The sequence below is a fragment of the Corynebacterium sp. AOP12-C2-36 genome, assembly GCF_052379185.1.
Classification (GTDB): domain Bacteria; phylum Actinomycetota; class Actinomycetes; order Mycobacteriales; family Mycobacteriaceae; genus Corynebacterium.
The window spans coordinates 1-22,328 of the sequence record NZ_JBQSYJ010000004.1 but is presented as its reverse complement, the minus strand read 5'-3'; the positions used below and the strand labels follow the sequence as shown (position 1 = coordinate 22,328).

17 protein-coding genes are annotated in these 22,328 nt (G+C 69.8%); 14 read left to right on the top strand and 3 right to left on the bottom strand.

The genetic code is table 11. The annotated features are described in order from the left end of the window. The first annotated feature begins 527 nt into the window (after window positions 1-527). From ACT3UN_RS04360 to ACT3UN_RS04310, 11 genes are all read left to right on the top strand, one after another. Window positions 528-2,204: a nitrite/sulfite reductase gene (locus tag ACT3UN_RS04360; RefSeq protein WP_444656657.1), complete on the top strand. Its 1,677-nt coding sequence runs from the start codon at window positions 528-530 to the stop codon at window positions 2,202-2,204. An 18-nt stretch (window positions 2,205-2,222) separates the two neighbouring features. Beyond that, the gene (locus ACT3UN_RS04355) at window positions 2,223-2,417 is read left to right on the top strand and encodes a hypothetical protein (protein WP_301443469.1); all 195 of its coding nucleotides are present in this window, start codon (window positions 2,223-2,225) and stop codon (window positions 2,415-2,417) included. A 76-nt stretch (window positions 2,418-2,493) separates the two neighbouring features. Then, the gene (locus ACT3UN_RS04350) at window positions 2,494-4,152 is read left to right on the top strand and encodes an ABC transporter transmembrane domain-containing protein (RefSeq protein ID WP_444656439.1); all 1,659 of its coding nucleotides are present in this window, start codon (window positions 2,494-2,496) and stop codon (window positions 4,150-4,152) included. Then, window positions 4,149-5,987 carry an ABC transporter ATP-binding protein gene (locus tag ACT3UN_RS04345; RefSeq protein ID WP_441583127.1) on the top strand — a complete coding sequence of 613 codons (1,839 nt, stop codon included), beginning with the start codon at window positions 4,149-4,151 and terminating at the stop codon, window positions 5,985-5,987. The genes ACT3UN_RS04350 and ACT3UN_RS04345 overlap by 4 nt, the downstream gene beginning before the upstream one ends. A gap of 323 nt (window positions 5,988-6,310) precedes the next feature. Beyond that, window positions 6,311-7,147, top strand: a complete 837-nt coding sequence (locus ACT3UN_RS04340) for a phosphoadenylyl-sulfate reductase (RefSeq protein ID WP_301443466.1) — start codon at window positions 6,311-6,313, stop codon at window positions 7,145-7,147. After that, window positions 7,129-8,061, top strand: a complete 933-nt coding sequence (cysD, locus tag ACT3UN_RS04335; RefSeq protein ID WP_301443465.1) for a sulfate adenylyltransferase subunit CysD — start codon at window positions 7,129-7,131, stop codon at window positions 8,059-8,061. The genes ACT3UN_RS04340 and cysD overlap by 19 nt, the downstream gene beginning before the upstream one ends. Beyond that, entirely contained in the window at window positions 8,061-9,413 is a 1,353-nt protein-coding gene (locus tag ACT3UN_RS04330; RefSeq protein ID WP_444656437.1) for a sulfate adenylyltransferase subunit 1, read from the top strand. Before cysD ends, ACT3UN_RS04330 begins: the two co-directional genes overlap by 1 nt. Before the next feature lie 2 nt (window positions 9,414-9,415). Next, entirely contained in the window at window positions 9,416-10,180 is a 765-nt protein-coding gene (locus ACT3UN_RS04325; RefSeq protein WP_444656435.1) for a sirohydrochlorin chelatase, read from the top strand. After that, on the top strand, window positions 10,177-11,157 hold the full coding sequence (locus ACT3UN_RS04320) for a sulfite exporter TauE/SafE family protein (protein ID WP_301443278.1): 981 nt from the start codon (window positions 10,177-10,179) through the stop codon (window positions 11,155-11,157). Before ACT3UN_RS04325 ends, ACT3UN_RS04320 begins: the two co-directional genes overlap by 4 nt. A gap of 208 nt (window positions 11,158-11,365) precedes the next feature. Then, on the top strand, window positions 11,366-12,781 hold the full coding sequence (gene pta, locus ACT3UN_RS04315; RefSeq protein ID WP_301443279.1) for a phosphate acetyltransferase: 1,416 nt from the start codon (window positions 11,366-11,368) through the stop codon (window positions 12,779-12,781). Window positions 12,782-12,797: 16 nt separating this feature from the next. After that, window positions 12,798-14,015 (top strand): acetate kinase, encoded by a 1,218-nt coding sequence (locus tag ACT3UN_RS04310; protein WP_444656433.1) that lies wholly within the window; start codon window positions 12,798-12,800, stop codon window positions 14,013-14,015. Between the two features lie 23 nt (window positions 14,016-14,038). Here ACT3UN_RS04310 and ACT3UN_RS04305 read toward each other — a convergent pair whose 3' ends face one another. Genes ACT3UN_RS04305 through ACT3UN_RS04295 form a run of 3 tightly spaced genes read right to left on the bottom strand, consistent with a single transcriptional unit; the run spans window position 14,039 to window position 19,127 of the window. Beyond that, the gene (locus ACT3UN_RS04305; RefSeq protein ID WP_444656431.1) at window positions 14,039-16,549 is read right to left on the bottom strand and encodes a tetratricopeptide repeat protein; all 2,511 of its coding nucleotides are present in this window, start codon (window positions 16,547-16,549) and stop codon (window positions 14,039-14,041) included. Next, on the bottom strand, window positions 16,546-17,685 hold the full coding sequence (locus ACT3UN_RS04300; RefSeq protein WP_441583117.1) for a glutamate ABC transporter substrate-binding protein: 1,140 nt from the start codon (window positions 17,683-17,685) through the stop codon (window positions 16,546-16,548). The genes ACT3UN_RS04305 and ACT3UN_RS04300 overlap by 4 nt, the downstream gene beginning before the upstream one ends. Then, window positions 17,682-19,127: a hypothetical protein gene (locus tag ACT3UN_RS04295; protein ID WP_301443643.1), complete on the bottom strand. Its 1,446-nt coding sequence runs from the start codon at window positions 19,125-19,127 to the stop codon at window positions 17,682-17,684. Before ACT3UN_RS04295 ends, ACT3UN_RS04300 begins: the two co-directional genes overlap by 4 nt. Before the next feature lie 74 nt (window positions 19,128-19,201). Here ACT3UN_RS04295 and ACT3UN_RS04290 point away from each other — a divergent pair, with 74 nt between their 5' ends. Genes ACT3UN_RS04290 through ACT3UN_RS04280 form a run of 3 tightly spaced genes read left to right on the top strand, consistent with a single transcriptional unit; the run spans window position 19,202 to window position 22,234 of the window. After that, complete coding sequence (locus ACT3UN_RS04290) at window positions 19,202-20,197, top strand: ABC transporter ATP-binding protein (RefSeq protein WP_441583116.1); 996 nt, start codon at window positions 19,202-19,204, stop codon at window positions 20,195-20,197. Next, window positions 20,197-21,009: an ABC transporter permease gene (locus ACT3UN_RS04285; RefSeq protein WP_444656429.1), complete on the top strand. Its 813-nt coding sequence runs from the start codon at window positions 20,197-20,199 to the stop codon at window positions 21,007-21,009. Before ACT3UN_RS04290 ends, ACT3UN_RS04285 begins: the two co-directional genes overlap by 1 nt. Then, the gene (locus ACT3UN_RS04280; RefSeq protein WP_441583118.1) at window positions 21,002-22,234 is read left to right on the top strand and encodes a multidrug effflux MFS transporter; all 1,233 of its coding nucleotides are present in this window, start codon (window positions 21,002-21,004) and stop codon (window positions 22,232-22,234) included. Before ACT3UN_RS04285 ends, ACT3UN_RS04280 begins: the two co-directional genes overlap by 8 nt. Window positions 22,235-22,328 lie beyond the last annotated feature (94 nt).

Sequence of the window (22,328 nt, the reverse complement as noted above, 5' to 3'; positions counted from 1 at the left end):
TCGTGGAGGCACGCCAGGCTCTCGAGCGTGCCGAGGCCGAGCAGGCCGAACTCGCCGCGACGACGAAGTCCGCCGAGGCCGCCACGGAGGCGGACCCGGACAACCAGGAGGCATTCTCCGCCGCGCGCAAGGCCCGCTGGAACGAGCTGAAGGCCGGCAAGGCGGTGCAGAAGGCCGCGAAGGCGCTGGACGCCGCGCTGGAGCAGGCCGCCACAGAGGCGGCCGCAGCGTCCGACGCTGCAACCGACGCAGCGTCCGAGCCGGCCCCGGAACCGGCTGCCGTCGTGGAGGCCCGCGAGGCCCTGCAGCGTGCCGAGGCCGAGCAGGCCGAGCTCGCCGCGACGACGAAGTCTGCCGAGGCCGCCACCGAGGCGGACCCGGACAACCAGGAGGCATTCTCCGCCGCGCGCAAGGCCCGCTGGAACGAGCTGAAGGCCGGCAAGGCGGTGCAGAAGGCAGCGAAGGCGCTGGACGCTGCACTGGAGCAGGCAGCTGCCGAGGCAGCAGCGGCAGCAGCGTCTGAACCGGTGGAGCTCACCGAGGAGCAGAAGGCCGACCGTGCGGCGCCGAAGCCGCAGGGCCAGTGGCTCATCGACGGCAAGAAGCCGCTGAACAACGACGAGCGCATCAAGCAGGACGACGCCGGCCTCGCCGTCGCCGACCGCGTGCGCGAGATCTACGCCAAGCAGGGATTCGACTCCATCCCCGCCGAGGACCTCGCCCCGCGCTTCAAGTGGATCGGCATGTACACCCAGCGTCGTCAGGACATGGACGGTGAGCAGACCGGTGTGCTGTCCAACGCCGAGCTGCAGGACCGCTACTTCATGATGCGCATCCGGCTGGACGGCGGCATGATGAGCGCCGAGCAGATGCGCGTCATCGGCGGCATCTCCACCGACTTCGCCCGCGGCACCGCCGACTTCACCGACCGGCAGAACATCCAGCTGCACTGGATCCGCATCGAGGACGTCCCGGAGATCTGGGACCGTCTGGCCGCGGTGAACCTGGACACCTTCTTCGGCTGCGGCGACGTGCCGCGTGTGATCCTGGGCTCCCCGGTCGCCGGCATCGCCAAGGACGAGATCATCGACGCCTCCCCGGCGATCCGGGAGATCAAGGAGAACTGGCTCACCCGCGACGAGTTCGCCAACCTGCCGCGCAAGTTCAAGTCCGGTATCTCCGGCTCGGTGCGTCAGGACATCACCCACGAGATCCAGGACATCTCCTTCATCGGTTCCGAACACCCGGAGAAGGGCCCCGGTTTCGACGTGTGGGTCGGCGGCGGGCTGTCCACCAACCCGATGCTGGCCCAGCGCCTCGGCGCGTGGGTGTCCATCGACGAAGTGCCCGAGGTGTGGTGCGGGGTGGTGCGGATCTTCCGCGACTACGGCTACCGCAAGCTGCGTAACCGTGCCCGGTTGAAGTTCCTCGTCGCCGACTGGGGCATCGAGAAGTTCCGCCGCATCCTGGAGGACGACTACCTGGGGCACAAGCTCACCGACGGCCCGGAGCCGGAGGTCTTCCCCGGCTACCGTGACCACGTCGGCGTGCACGAGCAGCGCGACGGCCGGTTCTACGTGGGCGTCAAGCCCACCGTGGGCCACACCGAGGGCGACCAGCTGCAGCGTCTGGCGGACCTGGCGGAGGCCCACGGGGTCACCGACACCCGCACCACCCCGGACAAGGAGCTGATCTTCCTCAACGTCGAGCGCGACAAGGTCGACGCCCTGGTCGACGCCCTCGAGGTCGAGGGTATGTCCGCCCGCCCGTCGTCCTTCCGTCGCGACATCATCTCCTGCACCGGCCTGGAGTTCTGCAAGCTCGCCCTGGTGACCACCAAGCAGCGCGCGATCACCCTGGCAGACCAGCTGGAGGAGCGTCTGGGTGACCTGGACGTGCCGCTGAAGATCAGTCTCAACGGCTGCCCGAACTCGTGCGCCCGCACGCAGGTCGCCGACATCGGGCTGAAGGGCCAGATCGTCACCGACGACGAGGGCAACCGCGTGGAGGGCTTCCAGGTCCACCTGGGCGGCGCGATCGGCATGCACCCGGACTTCGGCAAGAAGCTGCGTGGGCACAAGGTCACCTCCGCCGAGCTGGACGACTACGTGGTGCGCGTCGTGGAGCACTACAAGGAGCAGCGCACCGACGGTGAGCAGTTCCGCGACTGGGTGCTGCGCGCCGACGAGGCCGTGCTGCAGTAACCGGCAGCAGGAGTACACATGGACGACACGAACTCCCGGATCCCCGGGAAGATCGCACACCCCAACCCGAGGAGGGCGACGGTCATGAACTGCCCGTACTGCACGTCGGAGAACCTCTTCCCCGACACCGAGACCGACAACGCCTGGCAGTGCCGCGACTGCTGCCGGGTGTTCTCCGTGAAGTTGCACGGACACATCGAGCGCGGCGTCTGAGTACGCGCCTGAGCGCGCGCCCGGGGCATAACTCCCCGTCAAGGGCACCCTTTCCCGTGCTGTAGGCTCAGCCCCCATGGCGGGAAATGCGACGAGGGAACACACCGGGACCGACACGATCAGATCCGGACTCCTCCGCAGCTTCCCCTCGAAACTCCCGGACCCCACGGACCGCCGCTGGTTGCTGAAGCTCGCCTTCGCCCAGCGGCCCGTCCAGCTCGTGGCGTCCTTCGGCATGCTCGCCGGGTTCATCTGCAACGCCACGACCTCGATCGTGGTCGGACGCGCCATCGACGACGCGGTCGCCACCGGCCGGTGGAACCGCCTGGTGCTGTGGGTCGGGCTGCTCGTCGTGCTGTTCGCGGTGAACGCGGTGGCGGTGTGGTTCGCCCGCCGCTACATGGAGATCACCCTGCAGCAGCTCAGCCACGACCTGCGCACCACGGTCACCGACCGTATCCAGGACCCGCGCGGCATCCGGGGACGGGAGCGGACCGCCGGTGGTCTGCTGTCGATCGCGTCGACGGACTCGAACAAGGCCGCCGAGATCGTGGTGATGACGGTCTTCCCCGTCGCCGAGCTCGGCTCGATCCTCTACGTCGCGGTCGTGGTGCTGTCGATCCACTGGCAGCTGGGCCTGGCCGTGCTGGTCGGTGCACCGCTGGTCGTGGCGTTGTCGGTGCGTGCGGCACGTCCGCTGCGCAGCCGGGCGGCGGACCGTCAGCAGGCGCTCGCGCAGGCCGCGGCCGCGGCCGCCGACGCCGTCCAGGGCCTGCGCATCGTCAAGGGTCTGGGTGTGGTGGCCACGATGCGTCGCCGCTACCACGGCTACTCGTCCACCGCGTTGGACGCCACGGTGCGCGCGAACGCCGCGGAGGCGCGCCTGACGATGGTCACCGAGTCCGTCGGTGCGGTGTACGTCGTCGCCATCGGCGTCACCGCCGGCTGGATCGCCCTGCACGACGGGCTCAGCGTGGGCCAGCTGATCACCGTGGTCGGCCTGTCGCAGTACGTGGTCATGCCGATGACGATGCTGGGCCGCAACTTCGCCACCCGGGTGGCGATCTCTGCGGCGTCGGGACGCCGCGTGCGTGAGGTGCTCAACGCGCCGTTCGCCACGCCGGACGAGGCGTCGGACGCGACGACCGCGGCGGTGCTCGCCGCCGTGCCGTCCGGCGTCACCGTCGTGCGCGGTGCAGCCGGGGTGGCGCCGGGGATGCTCGGGGAGCTGGCGCGGCTGCCGCGCCAGCGGGTCGTCGTCGCCCCGCACGGCGCCGACCTCTTCGACGGGTCGGTACGCGACAACGTCCACCCGGACCCGCAGGTCGCAGCGTCCGCCCTGGAGGTCGCCGACTGCTCCGACATCCCGGGCGGCCCGGACCGGTCGGTGGGGGAGGGCGGCAGGCGGCTGTCCGGCGGGCAACGCCAACGTGTCGCCCTGGCCCGCGCGGTCGCCGCGGACCCCGAACTGCTGGTGCTGTCGGACCCGACCACCGCGGTGGACTCGGTGACCGAGCAGCACATCGCCGAACGCGTCGGACGCCTCTACGGCGGTGGCGCGGAAGGTAAAGACGGTACAGACAGTACGGACGCGCGCGCGTCGCACCGGGTGCTCGTCGTCAGCGACGCCCCGGCGTGGCACGTCGCCGCGGACCGCGAGTGGGGACCGGCCGAGGTCGCCGAGGTCGCCGCGCTCGCCGGAGCAGCAGACGCAGATACGGAGGTGTCGCGATGAGGGCGGCGTCACTGGCACCGGTGAACACCGGTGGGGACGACGGCGAGCCGGTGCGCACCTTCCCGCTGGCCACGTGGGCGCAGGCGCGTCGCGAGGTCGCAGCGCAGGCGCGCACGGTGCCGCACGCGCGCAGCCAGGCGTTGTTCGCCTTCGTGCTGCTGGCGATCGGGTCGACCTGCACGGTCACCATCCCGCGGCTGCTCGGGCGCATCGTCGACATCGTGTCCACCGCCTCGGCGACCTCCGATGTCGCCCGGGCCGAGGGCGACCTGTGGCGCACCGCCGCGGTGATGGTCGCGGTGGCCGTCGGCGCCGGCGTGTTCAACGGGGCCGGCTACTTCATCCTCGCCCGCCTGTCCGAGCGGCTGATCGCCAACCTGCGTGAGCAGATGGTGGGGACGGCCCTGGGCCTGCCGATGCACGAGGTGGAGGACGCCGGCACCGGCGACGTGGTCAGCCGCTCGACCGACGACGTGGCCCAGGTGTCCGCGGCGATCATGGAGGCGCTGCCGATCCTGTCGGGCGCGGTGTTCGTCATCGGTGCCACGGCGATCAGCCTTCTGACCGTGGACTGGCGTTTCCTGCTGATCATCCTGGTGGTGTCCCCGGTGTACTGGTTCGCCGCCCGGTCCTACCTGCGCCGGGCTCCGGCGCTGTACGCCGCGGAGCGGGCGTCGATGGGGCTGCGCGCCCGCCGCGTCCTGGAGGCCATCCACGGCCGGGCCACGGTGCGCGCCTTCCGGATGGAGGAGGAGATGCACGACCGCATCGCCGACTCCTCGCGCCAGGTGATGACCAACGCGGTCAGCGCCAACCGCGTGATGGTCGTGCTGATGAACAAGATGCTGGTCGCCGAGCTCGTGATGCTCGGCACCGCGATCGTGCTCGGCTTCGTGCTGGTCGACCACGGTGTGCTGGGGGTGGGCGCGGTGACCGCGGCGACGCTGATGCTCATCCGCGTGCGTGGCCCGTTGCAGCAGATCATGCGGGTGCTGGACGTGGCGCAGTCCGGCTACGCCTCCCTGGCGCGCATCGTGGGCGTGACGGTGGACCCGCCGCGTCCGGTGCAGGACGCCGGGGCGCCCGCGCCGCGCGGCGAGGTGCGCCTGTCCGGCGTGGACTTCCGCTACGGGACGGATTCCTGGGCGGTGGAGGACGTGAACTTCACCATCGAACCCGGGCGCACGGTGGCCCTGGTCGGTGCCTCGGGGGCGGGCAAGACGACCGTCGCCACCCTGCTGGCGGGGCTGCGTGAGCCCAGCGCCGGTGCGGTCACGGTGGACGGGGTGGCTGTCACGGCCCTGTCCGACGACGAGCGTGCCGACCGGTTGGCGTTGGTGTCGCAGGAGGTGCACACCTTCTCCGGGACGCTGCGCGACGACCTGGGCCTGGCGGTGGACGAGGAGTCCGGCAGCGTCGACGACGCCACCCTCGTCGACGCTCTGGAGCAGGTCGGGGCCGGGGACTGGTTCCGCCGGTTGGCCGACGGTCTGGACACCGTGGTCGGTGCCCGTGGCCTGGTGCCGGACCCGGTGGTCGCCCAGCAGATCGCCCTGGCCCGGGTGCTGCTGCGCGATCCGCGGGTGGTGGTGCTCGACGAGGCGACCGCCGAGGCCGGTTCGGCCGGCGCGCAGGCCCTGGAGGCCGCGGCACGGCGGCTCACCGAGGGGCGCACCGCGTTGACGGTGGCGCACCGCCTGGACCAGGCGCGTCTGGCGGACGAGGTGCTGGTGATGGAGGACGGCCGCATCGTGGAGCAGGGCCCCCACGACGACCTCGTGGCCGCCGGCGGGCGCTACGCCCAACTGTGGGAGGTCTGGTCGCGCGGCCGGTAGGGGAGCCTGGATTCAAGGCGAAAGGAATCCGTCGGGCAGGGGGGCCGACGGTGGGGGACACGGCGATTGCAGACCTCTCGGTCTATGGGATGCATGGCCGTTGACCAGTATCAACAAATGATACTTGGGTCCATACATGAAAAACCGGTTGCTCCGGTGGTCGCTCTGCTCTAGTCTTGTGCCCTATGGCGCAGACCGACCGGTCTGTTGGGTGCCGGTCGTACCGCGATCCACACGTGACGACGACAGCCCGACACAGCAACACGGCAGCACGGCAACACCCCCAGAGACCAACCGGCGAACGGCAGGGAAGAAGAGCAGGAATGACGAACACAGGACCAGAGGTCGGATTCGCGACTCTCACCGGCCTGATCGGCGTGACCGGCACCCGGGCAGAGCAGGAGGCTCCGGCGCTCACGGACCCGGAGGTCAGCCCGGAGGGCGCGCCGACGACGACCACCCACCTCACCGAGGAGCAGACCGCCGCCCACCAGGCACTCGTCGACGAGTGGAACGACAAGCTCGACGGCGCCACCGCCGAGCAGATCCTCGACTGGGTCAACGAGCACGTCACCGGCACGGTGGCGGTCACCATGTCCATGCAGGACACCGTCCTGGCCGAACTCGCCGAGGGCCGTGTCCACGACGCGGAGATGGTCTTCCTCGACACCGGCTACCACTTCGACGAGACCATCGACGTGGCCAAGGACGTGGACGAGCGCTACACGCTGCCGCTGCGCACCGTGGAGCCGGTCTACTCCGTGAAGAAGCAGGACGAGGTCTACGGCCGCGACCTGTACAAGCGCAGCCCCACGGCCTGCTGCCGGATGCGCAAGGTCGAGCCGCTGGCCCGGATGCTCAACCCCTACGAGGCGTGGATCTCCGGTGTGAAGCGGGTCGACAGCGAACTGCGTAAGGACACCCCGATCCTGGACGTGGACCGCACCGGCCGGCTGAAGATCAACCCGATCGCCGCGTGGAGCGACCAGGACGTCGAGGACTACATCGAGTCCCACGACCTGATCATCCACCCGCTGACCCGCCAGGGCTACCCCTCCATCGGGTGCGCGACCTGCACCATGCCGGTCGCCCCCGGCGACGACCCCCGTTCCGGCCGTTGGGCCAACTCAACCAAGACAGAATGCGGACTCCACCTGTGACTACTGCGACAGAACACTCCACCCTGACCCCCCACCTGGCCAGCCTCGAGGCCGAGGCCATCGAGATCCTGCGCGAGGTCGCCGGCCAGTTCGAGCGTCCCGCGCTGCTGTTCTCCGGCGGCAAGGACTCCGTCGTCGTCCTGGAGCTGGCCAAGCGTGCCTTCGCCCCGGCGGCGGTGCCCTTCGAGCTGGTGCACGTCGACACCGGGCACAACTTCCCGGAGGTCATCGAGTTCCGCGACCGCGTCGCCGAGGACCCGCGCATCACCCTGCACGTCGCGCACGTGCAGGACTGGATCGACTCCGGCGCGATCCAGGAGCGTCCGGACGGCACCCGTAACCCGCTGCAGACCGTCCCGCTGGTCGAGACGATCCAGGACCGCGGCTACGACGCCGTGCTCGGCGGCGCCCGCCGCGACGAGGAGAAGGCGCGCGCCAAGGAGCGGGTCTTCTCCGTGCGCGACTCCTTCGGCGGCTGGAACCCGCGCCGGCAGCGTCCCGAGCTGTGGGGCCTGTACAACGGCCGCCACCAGGCGGGCGAGAACATCCGCGTGTTCCCGATCTCGAACTGGACGGAAGCCGACATCTGGGACTACCTGCGTGCCCGCGACGTCGAGATCCCCGACATCTACTACTCCCACGACCGTGAGGTCTTCGCCCGTGGCGGCATGTGGCTGACCGCCGGCGAGTGGGGCGGTCCCGCCGAGGGCGAGACCGTGGAGACCCGTACCGTGCGCTACCGCACCGTCGGTGACATGTCCTGCACCGGCGCGGTCCTGTCGGACGCGGCGACGATCGACGAGGTCATCGACGAGATCCGCCTGTCCACCACCACCGAACGTGGCGCCACCCGTGCCGACGACAAGCTCTCCGAGTCCTCCATGGAGGACCGCAAGAAGGAAGGTTACTTCTGATGACCGCCGCTACCGCCACCCCCGTGAGCGCCGACAGCGCCGCCGAGAACGCCGACGCCGAGAACGTCGACAACTCCACCGTCCCGACGCTGCGCCTGTGCACCGCCGGCTCCGTCGACGACGGCAAGTCCACCTTCGTCGGACGCCTGCTGCACGACACCAAGTCCATCCTCGCCGACCAGTACGAGGCGGTGGAGCGCGTCTCCGCCGCCAAGGGCCTGGAGAACCCGGACCTGTCCCTGCTGGTCGACGGCCTGCGCGCCGAGCGTGAGCAGGGCATTACCATCGACGTGGCCTACCGCTACTTCGCCACCGAAAAGCGCTCCTTCATCCTGGCCGACTGCCCCGGCCACGTGCAGTACACGCGCAACACCGTGACCGGACTGTCCACGTCCGACCTGGTCATCGTGCTGATCGACGCACGCAACGGCGTGATCGAGCAGACCCGCCGCCACCTCACCGTGGCCGCGATGATGAAGACCTCCCAGGTGGTCGTCGCCGTGAACAAGATCGACGCCGTCGACTTCGACGAGGGCATCTTCCGCTCGATCACCTCCGAGGTCCGCGACCTCGCCGGGGAGCTGGGCCTGCCGAAGATCGACGTGGTGCCGACCTCCGCGCTGCTCGGCGACAACGTGGTCTCCCCGTCGGAGAACACCCCCTGGTACGGCGGCCCGACCGTGCTCGACATCCTGGAGAAGGCCCGCCCGGCCCGCGTCAATGCCGGCAAGGTCCGCGGTCTGCGCTTCCCGGTGCAGGTCGTCATCCGCGACCACGCCACCGACTACCGCGGCTACGCAGGACGCCTCACGTCCGGATCCGTCGCCGTCGGCGATACCGTCTCCGTCGGCGGCCATGATGGCCGCACCACCACCGTGGCTGGCATCGACGGCCCGGCCGGGGAGCAGGACCGCGCCGAGCGTGGCGAGTCCGTGACCCTGCGCCTGGCCGACGACATCGACATCTCCCGTGGCGACCTCATCGCCTCCGACGTGGAGGGTGACGCGGTCCCGGCCCCGTCGAACTCCGTCAACGCGCTGGTCTTCCAGCTCGCCGAGACGCCGGTGAAGGTCCGCGGCAACGTCCTGCTGCGCTACGGTTCCGCCACCGTGCGTGCCCGCGTCGACGAGATCGTCAGCCGCGTGCACATCCTCGACGAGAACGAGGAGGACGGCGACCTCGGCACCGAGCTCGCCCTCAACGACATCGCCGAGGTGCGCGTCACCGTTGCCGAGCCGCTGCCCTTCGAGGCCTACCGCCGTGGCGGCCGCGTCGGCTCCTTCCTGCTGATCAACCCGTCGACCGGTGACACGCTCACCGCCGGGCTGGTCACCGAGGGGAACCAGGGCTGACCGTGGCGGGGGAGGCCGGAGCGCGCGTCCCGGTGATCTGCCTGGCGCACGGCTCCCGGCACCCGGCGTCGGACGCCGCGGTCGTCGACATCGCCGACGCCGTCGCCGGTCTCACCGGCGGCGTCGTGCGCGCCGCCTACCTCGACTTCTCGCCCTCCACGCTGACCACCGTCACCCGGGTGCTGGCGGCCGAGGGGCACCGCGAGGCGGTCGTCGTCCCGCTGCTGTTCACCACCGCCTTCCACATGACCACCGACGTGCCTGAGGCGATCGCCGAGGCCACCGGGGAAACCGGCATGGACCTGCACCTGGCCGGTGGAGTGGGCACCGGCGAGGACCTCGCCGAGCTGCTCGCCGTGCGTATCGCCGCCCGTCATACGGCAGCTTCCCTCGTCCTTTATTCCGTGGGCTCCAGCGTGGCCGGGGCGAACGACACCGTCGCGGCCCTGGCGCAGGACGTCGGACGCCGCCTCGGCGTCCCCGCGCACGCGCGCGTCGCCACCGGCGGGCCGTCGACCGGGCCGGACGCCCTGGCGTCCTGCGTGGAAGACGCCGGTACAGGCGGCACCGCCGGTACCGGAAAGCCCGTGGCCGTCGAGCCGCTGTTCATCTGCCCGGGCCGGCTCTGGGACATCGCCGTCGACCGACTCGGTGAGCTCGACGTGCCGGTCTCACTCGGTGAACCCCTGGGTACCGCCGTCGCACCCCTGGTCGTGTCCCGGATCAACGCCGTCATGGAGGTACAAGGCGAGGAGGGACCCCGGTGAAACTGCTGCTGTTCGCCGTCGCCGGCCTGATGGCCCAGCTCGTGGACGGGGCGCTGGGCATGGCCTTCGGCGTCACCGCCACCACGATGCTCATCCTGTCCGGCACCGCCCCGGCGCAGGCCAGCGCCGCCGTGCACTTCGCCGAGGTTGGCACGACCCTGTTCTCCGGGTTGGCGCACTGGCGGCTCAACAACGTGCACTGGCCCACCGTCGTCTTCCTCGGCATCCCCGGTGCCGTCGGCGCCTTCGCCGGGGCGACGGTGCTGTCCGGGCTGTCCACCGAGTCGGCCGAACCGGTGGTCTCCACACTGCTCCTGCTGCTCGGCGCCTACGTGCTGATTCGCAGCGTGCTGGTGCCGTGGAAGAAGCCGGAGGGCGGGGACCCCGGCGACACAGGCGAAACCGTACCGGTGTCTTCGGGGTCGCGGCGTTCGCGCCTGGGCCTGGTCACCCTCGGGCTCGGCGGCGGTTTCCTCGACGCCTCCGGGGGTGGTGGCTGGGGGCCGGTCACCACCTCCTCGCTGATGAGCGTGGGGCGTAGCGAGCCGCGCAAGATCATCGGCACCGTGAACACCGCCGAGTTCCTCGTCGCGGTGTCGGCCTCCCTCGGCTTCATCATCGGCCTGGAGCAGGTGCACGACTCCTGGCAGCCCGTCCTCGGCCTGCTGATCGGCGGTCTGATCGGCGCACCCATCGCGGCGTGGATCGTGACGGTCATCAAGCCGGACGTGCTCGGCGGCATCGTCGGCGCGGTGCTGGTGGCGCTCAACGGCGCCCGGGTCAGCGCCTCGCTGGGGTGGGCCGGGGGTCTGCTCACCGCCGTGACGGTGACGCTGTGCCTGGTCGTGATCGGCCGCGCCCTGCTCGCCCGCCGACGCAGGACGGCCGCAGCGGCGGCAGCGACCGCTGCGGCCGGGCCGTCCGGCGCGTCCGAGGCGTCCGGCCCGGTAGTTATCGCCGTAGACGCACAAAGGTGACACCCCCAGCCCGGGTGCACCGCCGCTTTCACCCCCGGGTCGGGTGGGTTAAGGCACAGTAATGGGGGTATTGAGATCAATCGGACACCATTGCGTTGGTCGGGTTGAGTGATTCACGGCACAATGGGGGAGGAACATCCCCCACACCCGGGGTGCGACACCACACACCGGATGTGCCGGGGACCGTCGACCATGTGAAGGAGACCCCGTGACCGTTCGAGCCGTGCTCAGCCCGATCGCCACCGCCGCAGGACGCCGAGACGAACTGATCACCAGCCTCCAGGGCCCGGTGACGGACATCTTCGAGACACTCCGCCCCGCCGCACCAGACTTCAGCGCCGCCCTTGAGACCGCCCTGACCAACAGCGAGGACGTCCTCGTCGGCACCGGCGAGCCCATGTTCGACTCCCGGCTGGCCGCCGCCGCAGGCGTGGCCCACTTCCTCATCGCCGGCGGCGAGCAGGACCACCTCCAGCTCCAGCAGGTCTCCGGGCAGCTCGTGCGCTCCGGGCGCGTCCCGCGCGGGATCTCGCTGCTCGACCGGCCGGAGGCGTCGTCGTCCGCCCTGGAGTCCGAGGGCACCGCGGTGTCCTTCGTCGCCCTGGACACCGTCGGCCAGGCGGAGCCGGGCACCCCGGTCATCGGGCCCGAGGTCTTCGAACGCAACCTGATTGCCCAGGCCCGCGCCGCCAAGGCGCACATCGTCCTGCCCGAGGGCGACGACGACCGCATCCTCGAGGCCGCGCACCAGCTGCTCGCCCGCCGCGTCTGCGACCTGACGATCCTCGGCGACCCGGCGACCATGGCCTCACGCGCACACGAACTCGGGTACGACCTGAGCTCCGCGACGTTGACCGACCCCACCTCCGGCGACGACCTCGAGCGTTTCGCCGAGGAGTTCGCCGAACTACGCAAGGCCAAGGGCGTGACCATCGACGAGGCGCGGGAGACGATGAAGGACATCTCCTACTACGCCACCATGATGATCCACCTCGGCAAGGCCGACGGCATGGTCTCCGGGGCGGCGCACACCACCGCCCACACCATCAAGCCCAGTTTCCAGATCATCAAGACCGCGCCGGACGCCTCCATCGTCTCCTCGATCTTCCTCATGGTCATGGACGGGGTGCTGTGGGCCTTCGGTGACTGCGCGGTCAACCCGGACCCCACCCCCGAGCAGCTCGCCGAGATCGCCGTGGTCTCGGCCAAGACCGCCAGCCAGTTCGGCATCGACGCTAAGGTCGCGATGCTGTCCTACTCCACCGGCAGCTCCGGTGCGGGTGAGGACGTGGAGGCCGTGGCCGAGGCCGTGCAGATCGCCCGGGAGCAGGACCCCGACCTCGAGGTCGACGGCCCGCTGCAGTTCGACGCCGCGGTCGTGGAGTCCGTCGGCCAGAAGAAGATGCCCGGCTCCGACGTGGCGGGCAAGGCCACCGTGTTCGTCTTCCCGGACCTCAACGCCGGCAACATCACCTACAAGGCCGTGCAGCGCACCGCCGACGCCCTCGCCGTCGGCCCGATCCTGCAGGGACTGAACAAGCCGGTCAACGACCTGTCGCGCGGGGCGACCGTCCCCGACATCGTGAACACCGTCGCCATCACCGCAATCCAGGCCGGAAACTAACCGAAAGGACCTTCCCATGACCTCGAGCAAAACGTACGTCCTCGTCCTCAACTCCGGATCCTCGTCGATCAAGTTCCAGGTCATCGACCTGAACGCCGACGCCCAGAGCGGCCCGTTCCTCTCCGGCCTGGTCGAGCAGATCGGCGAGAGCCGCGGCCACATCAAGCTCATCACCGAAGACCAGACCATCGAGGACCGTCGCCCGATCCTGAGCCACTCCGTGGGCCTGGAACGTGCCTTCGGCATGATGTCCCTGCTCGGCGTGGGACCCCAGGACCTCGACATCTCCGCGGTCGGCCACCGTGTGGTCCACGGCGGCAGCAAGTTCTCCGAGCCCGTCGTGATCAACGACGAGATCGTCGAGGACATGCGCTCGCTCATCCCGCTGGCTCCGCTGCACAACCCGGCCAACATCGACGGCATCGAGAACGCCCGCACCCTGCTGCCGGACGTCGAGCACGTCGCCGTCTTCGACACCGCCTTCTTCCACACCCTCCCGGAGGCCGCCTCGCGCTACGGCCTGAACCGTGAGGTCGCCGACCAGTACCACATCCGGCGCTACGGCTTCCACGGCACCAGCCACCAGTACGTCTCCGGCCTCGTCCCGGGTGTCCTCGGCAAGGACGCCGCGGACATCAACCAGATCACCCTGCACCTGGGCAACGGCGCGTCCATGGCGGCGATCCGCGGCGGCGTGCCCCAGGACACCACCATGGGCCTGACCCCGCTGGAGGGCCTGGTCATGGGTACGCGTACCGGCGACATCGACGCCGGCATCATCTTCCACCTCTACCGTGAGGGCAAGATGACCATCGACGAGATCGACACCCTGTTCAACAAGCGCTCCGGACTGAAGGGGCTGGCCGGTGCCAACGACTTCCGCCTGATCCAGGAGCTCATCAACGAGGGCGACGAGAACGCGAAGGAGGCCTACGACATCTACGTCCACCGCGTGCGACGCTACGTGGGTGCCTTCATGCTGCAGCTCGGACGCCTCGACGCGGTGGTGTTCACCGCCGGTGTCGGTGAGAACCACGTCGGCATCCGCCGCGACACCATGGCCGACCTGGAGAACTTCGGCATCGAGATCGACGACGCCCGCAACCGCAACGAGGAAGGTGTGGAGGGCCCGCGGGTGATCTCCACCGAGGGCTCCGCGGTCAAGGTGCTGGTCGTTCCCACCAACGAGGAGCTGGCGATCGCCCGCGCCGCGCTGAAGCTCTCCCAGGTCTGAGCCGCCCGGGTGAGCCTGCGCCTCTAGAACCAGGTCCGCGGCCGGATCCGGTTGGCCATGTCGACCAGCCGGAAGCGGTGCCTGGCGAAGGGGGACTGGCGCGCGATGTCGCGCAACCCCTGCTCGATTCCGGCACGAAGGCCCCGCTCGGTGAACTCCACGTCGAACAGCGGGGCCTTCGCCACGCGCACCGGAGCCTCCGACTTCTCCTGCTGGGCCCGTAGCCAGTCCAGCGCCGAGGCCATCACCGCCAGGCGGACTTGGGGGATGCGTGGCTCGTTGGTGGGCAGGATCTCCAGGCGCCGGGCCGCGCGGCGCAGACGCGCCTCGTTGAGCGTGGACTGCTCGGTGATGAGCATCAGCACCGTGGTCAGGCGCGCCATGCGGTGGTGCCGCGAGGACTGCGGGACGCGGTCCAGCGCGGCGACCGCGGCGTCCACAAGCCCTTCGGCGTGCAGCTGGCGGGCCAGGCCGAACGCGGCGGACACCGTCGAGGCATTCGTCGCCCACACCAGCCCGTAGAGCCGGATGGTGTGGAAGCGCAGCGCCACCGGATCCTGCGAGAGGTGCGTCCAGCCCGGGACCTCGCTGTAGTCGGGGGACTGCTGCGCACCCTGCGTGTAGGTCAACGCCAAGGCCGCCTTCTGCACCGTGGAGTCCAGCAGGCGGGTGGTGTTCATCCCCTGGTGCTGCAGCATCAGCTCGTCGGTGGCGGCCAGGGCCAGCTTCGGGGCGGGCTCACCGGGCAGGGTGTTGAGCACCTCGTTGAAACAGGCCTGCGCCGTGACGTAGTCACTGGTCAGCAGGTTGGAGACCCCGGAGAGCCACTGGTGGCGCCAGTCGCGGTGGAAGCGGTCGTCCATGCCCCGCAGGGTCAGCACCGCCTCGGTGGTCATGCCAAGGTCCAGCTGGGCGCGCACGATGGTCAGGGGGATCTCCGTCGACGACGACAGGTCCGGCTGCTTCTGCGCGGCCTTCAGCGTGTCCAGCACCTCGCTGGGCTCGGTCAGGCTCGCCGCGGACAGCAGGGACGCCCCGGGGTCGTTCGGGTCGGTCAGCGGGGTCGGCAGCGCGGCGATGACCTCGGGCGCGGTGGCCTCCACGGAGCGCTCGATGCCGTCGATCAGCTGGTCGGTGCGGAAGAGCAGGTGCTTGGTGCCGAAGGTGGAACGCTGTGCGGTGAAGCGGGTGTCCAGGTGCGGGTACTGGCGTCCGTCGCGGATGGCGAGGACCTCACGCAGCACACCGATGATCTGGTTGGCCATCGCCCCGGCGGAGGTGAAGCGGCGCTCGGGGTTCTCGTCCGTGGCGCGCAGCAGCAGGCGGTACAACGACAGGTACTTGCGGAACAGCGGCTCGTCGTTCGGGGTGGGCAGGCCACGGTCGTACACCCCGTCGGTGACGGGCAGCTTCACGATGAGGCTGGCCAGCGTGCGTCCCACGGTGTAGATGTCGCTGGCGATGGTCGGCCCGGTGCGCGAGATCTCCGGGGCCTGGAAACCGCGGGTGCCGAAGATGTGGCCGAAGGCGCCGATGCCGGACACCGCACCCAGGTCGATGAGCTTGACCTGGTCCTCGGTGATGATGATGTTGTCCGGCTTGAGGTCGTTGTAGACCACGCCGCGGGAGTGCAGGTAGTCCAGGGCGGGCAGGACCTCGAGGATGTAGCCGATGGCGATGTCGATGGGCAGGGTGTTGCCCGGCTGACGCCGGCGCCGGTGGCGCAACGACGGCCCACCGACGTACTCCATGATGATGAACCCGCCGGGACTGCGCGGGTCGTCGATGAAGTTGAAGATCTTCACGATCCCGGGGTGGGTGATGTCGGCGAGGAAGGCCCGCTCGGACTCGGCCACGGCACGCTCGTGCGCGGTGGTGGTGGCCATCATCCCCTTGAGCACGACCCAGCGGTCGGACACGTTGTGGTCGACGGCGAGGTAGATCCAGCCCAGCCCACCGTGGGCGATCGGCCCGAGGACCTCGTACTGGGCGGCGACCATGTCGCCGGGCTGCAGGACGGGGGAGTCCGTCCCGTCCTCGACGGCCTTGGCGATGGCGTCGTCGCTGATGACGGCGTCCTGCGGGTTCGTCGGGGGGATGAAGGGGAGACGGACCATGCCGCCGGCGACCTCCGCGCCGGCGCGGGAGGTGCCGCGGCGGCGGCGGAACGTCGACAGGGCCTCGCGGCGGCTGCGTTCACCGGAGTCGACGGTGGGCTGGCGGTCGGTGGCGTTGGTGCTGTCACCGGCCGTGCCGGCTGTACCGGTTGTGCCGTCAGCGCCTTCAGGGACCGGGGTGGGCTCGCTGTCGTCGGCGAAGGGGTCGAAAGGTGTGGCCTGCGTCGACTCGCCGCCGGTGGGCTCGCTGTCGCCGTCGGCGTCGGTGTCGGCGCCGCCGTCACTGCCGCCGCCGCTGTGCGCGGCGCCGTCGGTGGACTCGTCATCGTCGTCGGCGAAGGGGTCGAAGAAGGTCGCCTCGGTGGCGGGTCCCTCGGACGGTCGGTCGTCCGGGCGCTGCTCGTCGGAGTTCGTCACTGGTCGTCCTCGCTTCCGGATCCGTTCGAGTCGGTCGAGTCGGTCGAGTCGGTCGAACTGGCTGAACTGACGCGCTCGCGTACCGCGTTGAGTTCCCGGTTCTCCGCCGCGGAACGGTACTCCGCGGGCGGCGGATCGGCCTCACCCAGGTAGCCGGCGAGCCACCGGTCGTAGATCCGGTCCCAGGTGCCGTCGTCGCGGATGCGCTCCATCGTGGAGTTCACCTGCCGGATCAGACCGGTGGTGTCACGTTGCTGCGGCAGGGCGGCGGCCATCCCGTAGTCCGTGCCGTCGGAGTCGTCGCCGACGATCTCGGTGTAGGGGTCCTGGGCCTGCAGCCCGGAGAGGATCGCGGAGTCGGAGTATATCGCGTCGACCTGTTGGCGTTGCATCGCCATCAGGCAGTCCGACCAGGTCTGGGTGGCCAGGATGTCGCGGTGCGGCACCTCGTCGCGCAGTGCCTGCAGGTTCGTGGAGTCGCGTGTCACGCAGACCGTCTTGCCGTCCAGGTCGTCCTCGTCCTCGATGCCGGAGTCGCGCATCGCCAGGATGCGCGGGTAGGTGGTCAGGTACGGCACGGAGAACTCCACCTGCTCCTGGCGTGCCGGGGTGATCGTGAACGTGCGCGCCACGAGGTCCACCGCCCCGGCGGCCAGGACGTCCTCCAGGTCGTTGCCCTCCACGTAGCGGTACTCGATCTTGGTCGGGTCGTCGAAGATGTCGCGGGCGACCTCGCGGGCGAGGTCGATCTCGAAACCGGCGAGCTCGCCGGTCACCGGGTCGCGGAAACCGACCTGGTTCAGCGACTGGGCGACGCCCACCACCAGGCGGCCGCGTTCGATGATCTCGGGCACGCGCCGGGCGGGGGAGACGTCCTCCCCGGTGTCCGGGTCAACGTCCGGACGCAGCGAACCGTAGGTGCCGCGCGAGGAGTCGTCGCTCTCCTCACTGGTGTGCGTGGAGAGGTCGTCGACGTTGTCGGACAGCGACGAGCCGTTGGGCAGGGCGAGCGTGGGGTTCGGCTCGTCCGGCCACTGCTGCAGTTCCTGGTCGTTCGTCGCACAGGACGCCAGCACCAGGGAACCGGCCGCCACGACGCAGGTGAGGACGGTACGGAGGCGGGGGTGCGTGTTCACAGGTACTCCTGGAGGCGGGGCCGGGTTCCGTAGATGATGCAGAGGGCAGAGAGGATGCCCAGCAGGATCACCAGCGCGGAGACCTGCTGGGCGGAGACACGGGAATCGGCGAGGTAGGTGCGCAACTGGTCACGGGTGTCGTCGATCAACGAGCGCAGGTTCTCGTCCAGCTGTTGGTAGGGGTGGGTGTCGGAGTCGCCGATGGTGGCGTTGATCGCGGCGGCGTAGTCGCCCTGCTGGACGTGGGCCAGCATCTGCGCGTGGGCGTTGTCCCAGGCACGCAGGTTCTCCCGCGCCTCGTCGAGCACGTCCCGGTCGCCGACGGTGTTGCGGAGCGCCTCCAGCCCGCTGTCCAGGCGGGTGACCTGGTCGGAGAAGTTGGTCTGGGTGTCGTCGGTGTACTCGCGCTGCACCAGGCCCAGGGCCTCGGTGGTTCGGGTCTGCTGCACGGTGATGCGCAGCGAGGTCAGCGACTCCAACGGCTGGGCGGTGCCGTCCAGCCCGCGGGTGCCGTCGGTCCAGGTGGTCAGCGCCGCGCCACCGGCCCACAGCAGCGACAGGGTCATCAGCACCGTCGCCGCGGCGTAGCCGCCGTTGATCCGCCGGTTGGTCTGCGCGGCCAGCCAGAACTGGGCCACGAGCAGCAGCAGGACCGCGGCGACCAGGCCGGACATGGCGAACCAGCCGGGTTTGGTCAGGGCGAGCTGCTGTTCGGCGACCTCGGAACTGGTGTTGGAGTACAGCTCTCCCGCGGCGGGGAGGATCTCCTCCTGCATCATCGTGCTCGCCTGCGTCACGTAGGCGGCACCGACCGGGTTGGCCTGCCGGTTGTTCACCCCGGACTCGGTGATCAGGCTGGTGTAGATCGGCAGCTTCTCCTGGATCTCCAGGATCAACGCCATCTCGCGGGTGGACGGGTCGTCGATGCCGTTGGCCGCGCGGATGATCGCCCGGGAGGCGATGTCGACGGCCTCGCGGTAGGACGCGTCGGTGTCGGCGCCGCCCGCGGCGTCCTCCACGAAGCCGGTGGTCGCCACCGAGTCGGCGACCGACAGGGAGTTGTACAGCTCCTGGGCGGCGAAGGAGACCGGCTCGGTCCGGTTGACCAGGGTGTTCAGCGAGCCCTGCTGCTTGGACGACTGGGCGGCCATCGCGCCGCCGGCGGCGAGGATCGCCAGGACCAGGATCACCGAGACCACGGTCAGCAGGCCCGGTGTCGTGGAGACGAAGCGGCGGAACCGCCGGGGGACCTCCATCGCCGGGGTGAAGACGCTCAGCCGGCGTGAGCCGTGGCCGTCGGTGGTGGTGTCGTCCATCCACCGGTCGGTGTCCTGGCGACGGCCGCCGGGCCCGATCGCGGTGCCTTCGTCCAGGGTCGTGAACGTGCCGGTCGAGGCCGGATCGGTGGCCCCGTCACTCGGATCTCGTGTCGGCACGGGCATGTAGGACATCCTACATTCGAGGGGCGAAGAAGTGTCAGCACCCGGGGTCAGTGGCGTATGGCACGATGGGGGACATGATTGACGTCGAATCCTTGACCAAGCGGTACGGTTCCGCGACCGTCGTGGACGACCTGAACTTTTCGGTGCAGCCGGGGATCGTCACCGGATTCCTGGGGCCGAACGGTGCAGGCAAGTCCACCACCATGCGTATGATCGTCGGCCTCGACCGTGCCTCCGCCGGCACCGCCACCATCGACGGGATGCGCTACGACCAGTACGCCAAGCCGCTGCACAAGGTCGGCACGCTGCTGGACGCCAAGTGGGTGCACCCCAACCGCACCGCCGCGAACCACCTGCGGTGGCTGGCGGCGGCGAACGGATTCTCGCGCAAGCGGGTGGACGAGGTCCTCGACCTCGTCGGGTTGAGCGACGTCGCCGGCAAGAAGGCCGGGAACTTCTCCCTGGGTATGGGCCAGCGCCTCGGCCTCGCCGTCGCCCTGCTGGGCGACCCGGAGGTCCTGATCCTGGACGAGCCGGTCAACGGTCTGGACCCGGAGGGTATCCGGTGGGTCCGTGACTTCGTGCGTCACCTGGCGTCCGAGGGTCGCACGGTCATGATCAGTTCGCACCTGCTCAGTGAGATGGCGCAGACCGCCAACCACCTGGTGGTCATCGGCCGTGGCCGGCTGGTGGCGGACACCTCCACCCACGACTTCATCAAGAACGCCTCCACGGCGACCACGGTGGTGCGCACCGACCACCTGCCGGAGATGAAGAATGCGCTCAGGGAGGAGTCCGTGGCCTTCGAGCAGAGCACCGACGACGACGGCCGCGACATCCTCGTCCTGGAGGACACCGAACCCGACGAGGTCGGCGCCATCGCCTACACCTACGGTCTGCTGCTGCGTGAGCTCAGCGAGCGTCGCGCCTCCCTGGAGGACGCGTTCATGCGGATGACCGGGCACGCGGTGGACTACCACGCGAACCTGGGCGACGGGCCCGACGGCATCGGGGGCGTCCCCGACCTCAGCGCCCTGCCGACCACCCCGACCTCCGAGGGGGAGAAGTAATGCTCGCACACACGATCAACGCCGAGTGGATCAAGATCCGCACCACCAAGGCGGTCTACTGGACCTCCGCGCTCATCGTCGTCTTCTCCGTGGCCTTCGGCGGGTTCATGGGGTGGGCGAACGCGATGAACTACAACATGGCCGTCGACGACGGCAACGCGGAGCTCGCCGCCGCCAGCGTGGAGGGGCTCACCGTCTCCAGCGCCCTGCTGGGTCTGCAGCTCTTCGGGGTGATGATCCTCCTGATCCAGGGTGCGCTGCTGGTCACCGGCGAGTACGGCAACAACACCGCCAAGTCGAATGTGCTGGCGGTGCCGAAGCGCTGGCAGCTGCCGGTGGCCAAGTTCATCGTCTACGGCGTGATCGCCGCGGTGGTCACGCTCGTGTCCGCCGTGATCAGCGTGCTCGTGACCCGGTGGGCGGCCGGCACCCAGATCGACGACGACGCGATCCTGTCCAACATCTCCCTGTCCGCCGACGACGCCTGGACGGTCGTCCTGCGGATGGTGATTTACTCGCTCGGCGCGGTCGCCCTGGCGATCGGCGTGGCGTACCTGGTGCGCCGCACCGCCGGTGCCATGGCCGTCCTGCTGCTGTGGGTCCTCGTCCTCGAGGACATCGTCTCGATGGTGCCGAAGGTGAAGGACTGGGTTCCCCAGTACCTCCCGTTCAACAACATCGGCTCGGCGGTGAACCTCAACGACATCGCGGACGCGCCGTGGGGTCAGAACGGTTCGGTGCTCTACTTCGTGGTGGTCTGCCTCGTCGTCTTCGTCATCGGTGCGGTCACGCTGCGTCGACGTGATGCGTGACGACTCCTCCCGGGCACAGACCCGGGGTGCAGGGGGATCTGCTGCGACGATCTCCCTGGCGATGCTCGCCGGCATCGCGCTGTTGTCCACCGGCGGTCCCTTCGGTACGGACATGTACCTGCCGTCGCTGCCCGAGATCACCGACGACCTCGGGACCACGGCCTCCCTCACCCAGCTGACGATCACCGCCTTCATGGTCGGGATGGCCGTCGGCCAGCTCGTGGTGGGGCCGCTCTCCGACCGCGCAGGACGCCACCGCCTGCTGGTCGCGGCCACCGTGGTGGGCCTGGCGGCGTCCGTCGTGTGCGCGTTGGCACCGTCCATCTGGCTCTTCATCGTGGTGCGCTTCTTCCAGGGTGCCGCCGGTGGCGCGGCGGTGACGCTGGGACGCTCGATGATCGCCGACCGGTTGTCCGGCGCCTCCGCGGCGGCGGCCCTGTCGACGATGATGATCTTCACCTCCGTCGCCCCGATCGTCGCCCCCGTGGTCGGTGGCGCGGTCGCCGGCCTGGCAGGGTGGCGGGCGGTGTTCTGGACGCTGGCGGGCATCGCCGTGGCCCAGGTGCTGGTTGCCGTGCTCCTGCCGGAGACCCATCCGGCGGAGAAACGCACCGAGGGCGCGATGCTCGTGGTGTACCGGCGCATGGCCGGGTTGTTCCGCGTGGGCCCGTACATGGGGCACCTCGTGGCCTTCGCCATCGGTTTCGGCGGCTTCTTCGCCTTCGTCTCCGGCTCGTCCTTCGTGATGCAGGAGCAGTTCGGGCTCACCGCGTCCCAGTTCAGCCTGGTCTTCGCCGGCAACGCGGTGGCACTGGTGCTGGCGAACATGGTCAACGCCCGGGTCGTGGCCCTGGTCGGTCCCGCCCGGATGCAGGCGATCGGGCAGGTCCTGCTGATCACCGGTGGTCTCGGGCTGCTCGTCATCGCCCTGACGGTGCACTCGCTGGTGCCGGTGATCGTCTTCACCTTCGTGGCGACGATCGGTACGGGCCTGAACCTGGGCAACACGACCGCCCTGGCGATGGACCTGACACCGGGGCGTGCGGGGGCGGGTTCGGCACTGCTGGGTGCCGGGCAGTTCCTCGCCGCCGGCATCGTCGCGCCGCTGGTGGGGCTGGGGGAGGACGGTCTGCTGACCATGGCCACGGTCATGGTGGTGTGCGCCTGCGTCGCCGCAGTCGGTGGTCTCTACGGTAGGCGCGGGGCGCGGCAGCAAAAGTCCTAGGTGGTGTTCATTCGAACACGTGGGTCATTCATGTCCGTGCCCTGAGGTACACTTCGTCCAACAAACGGACAAAGGGGGAACCAGGGTCATGACC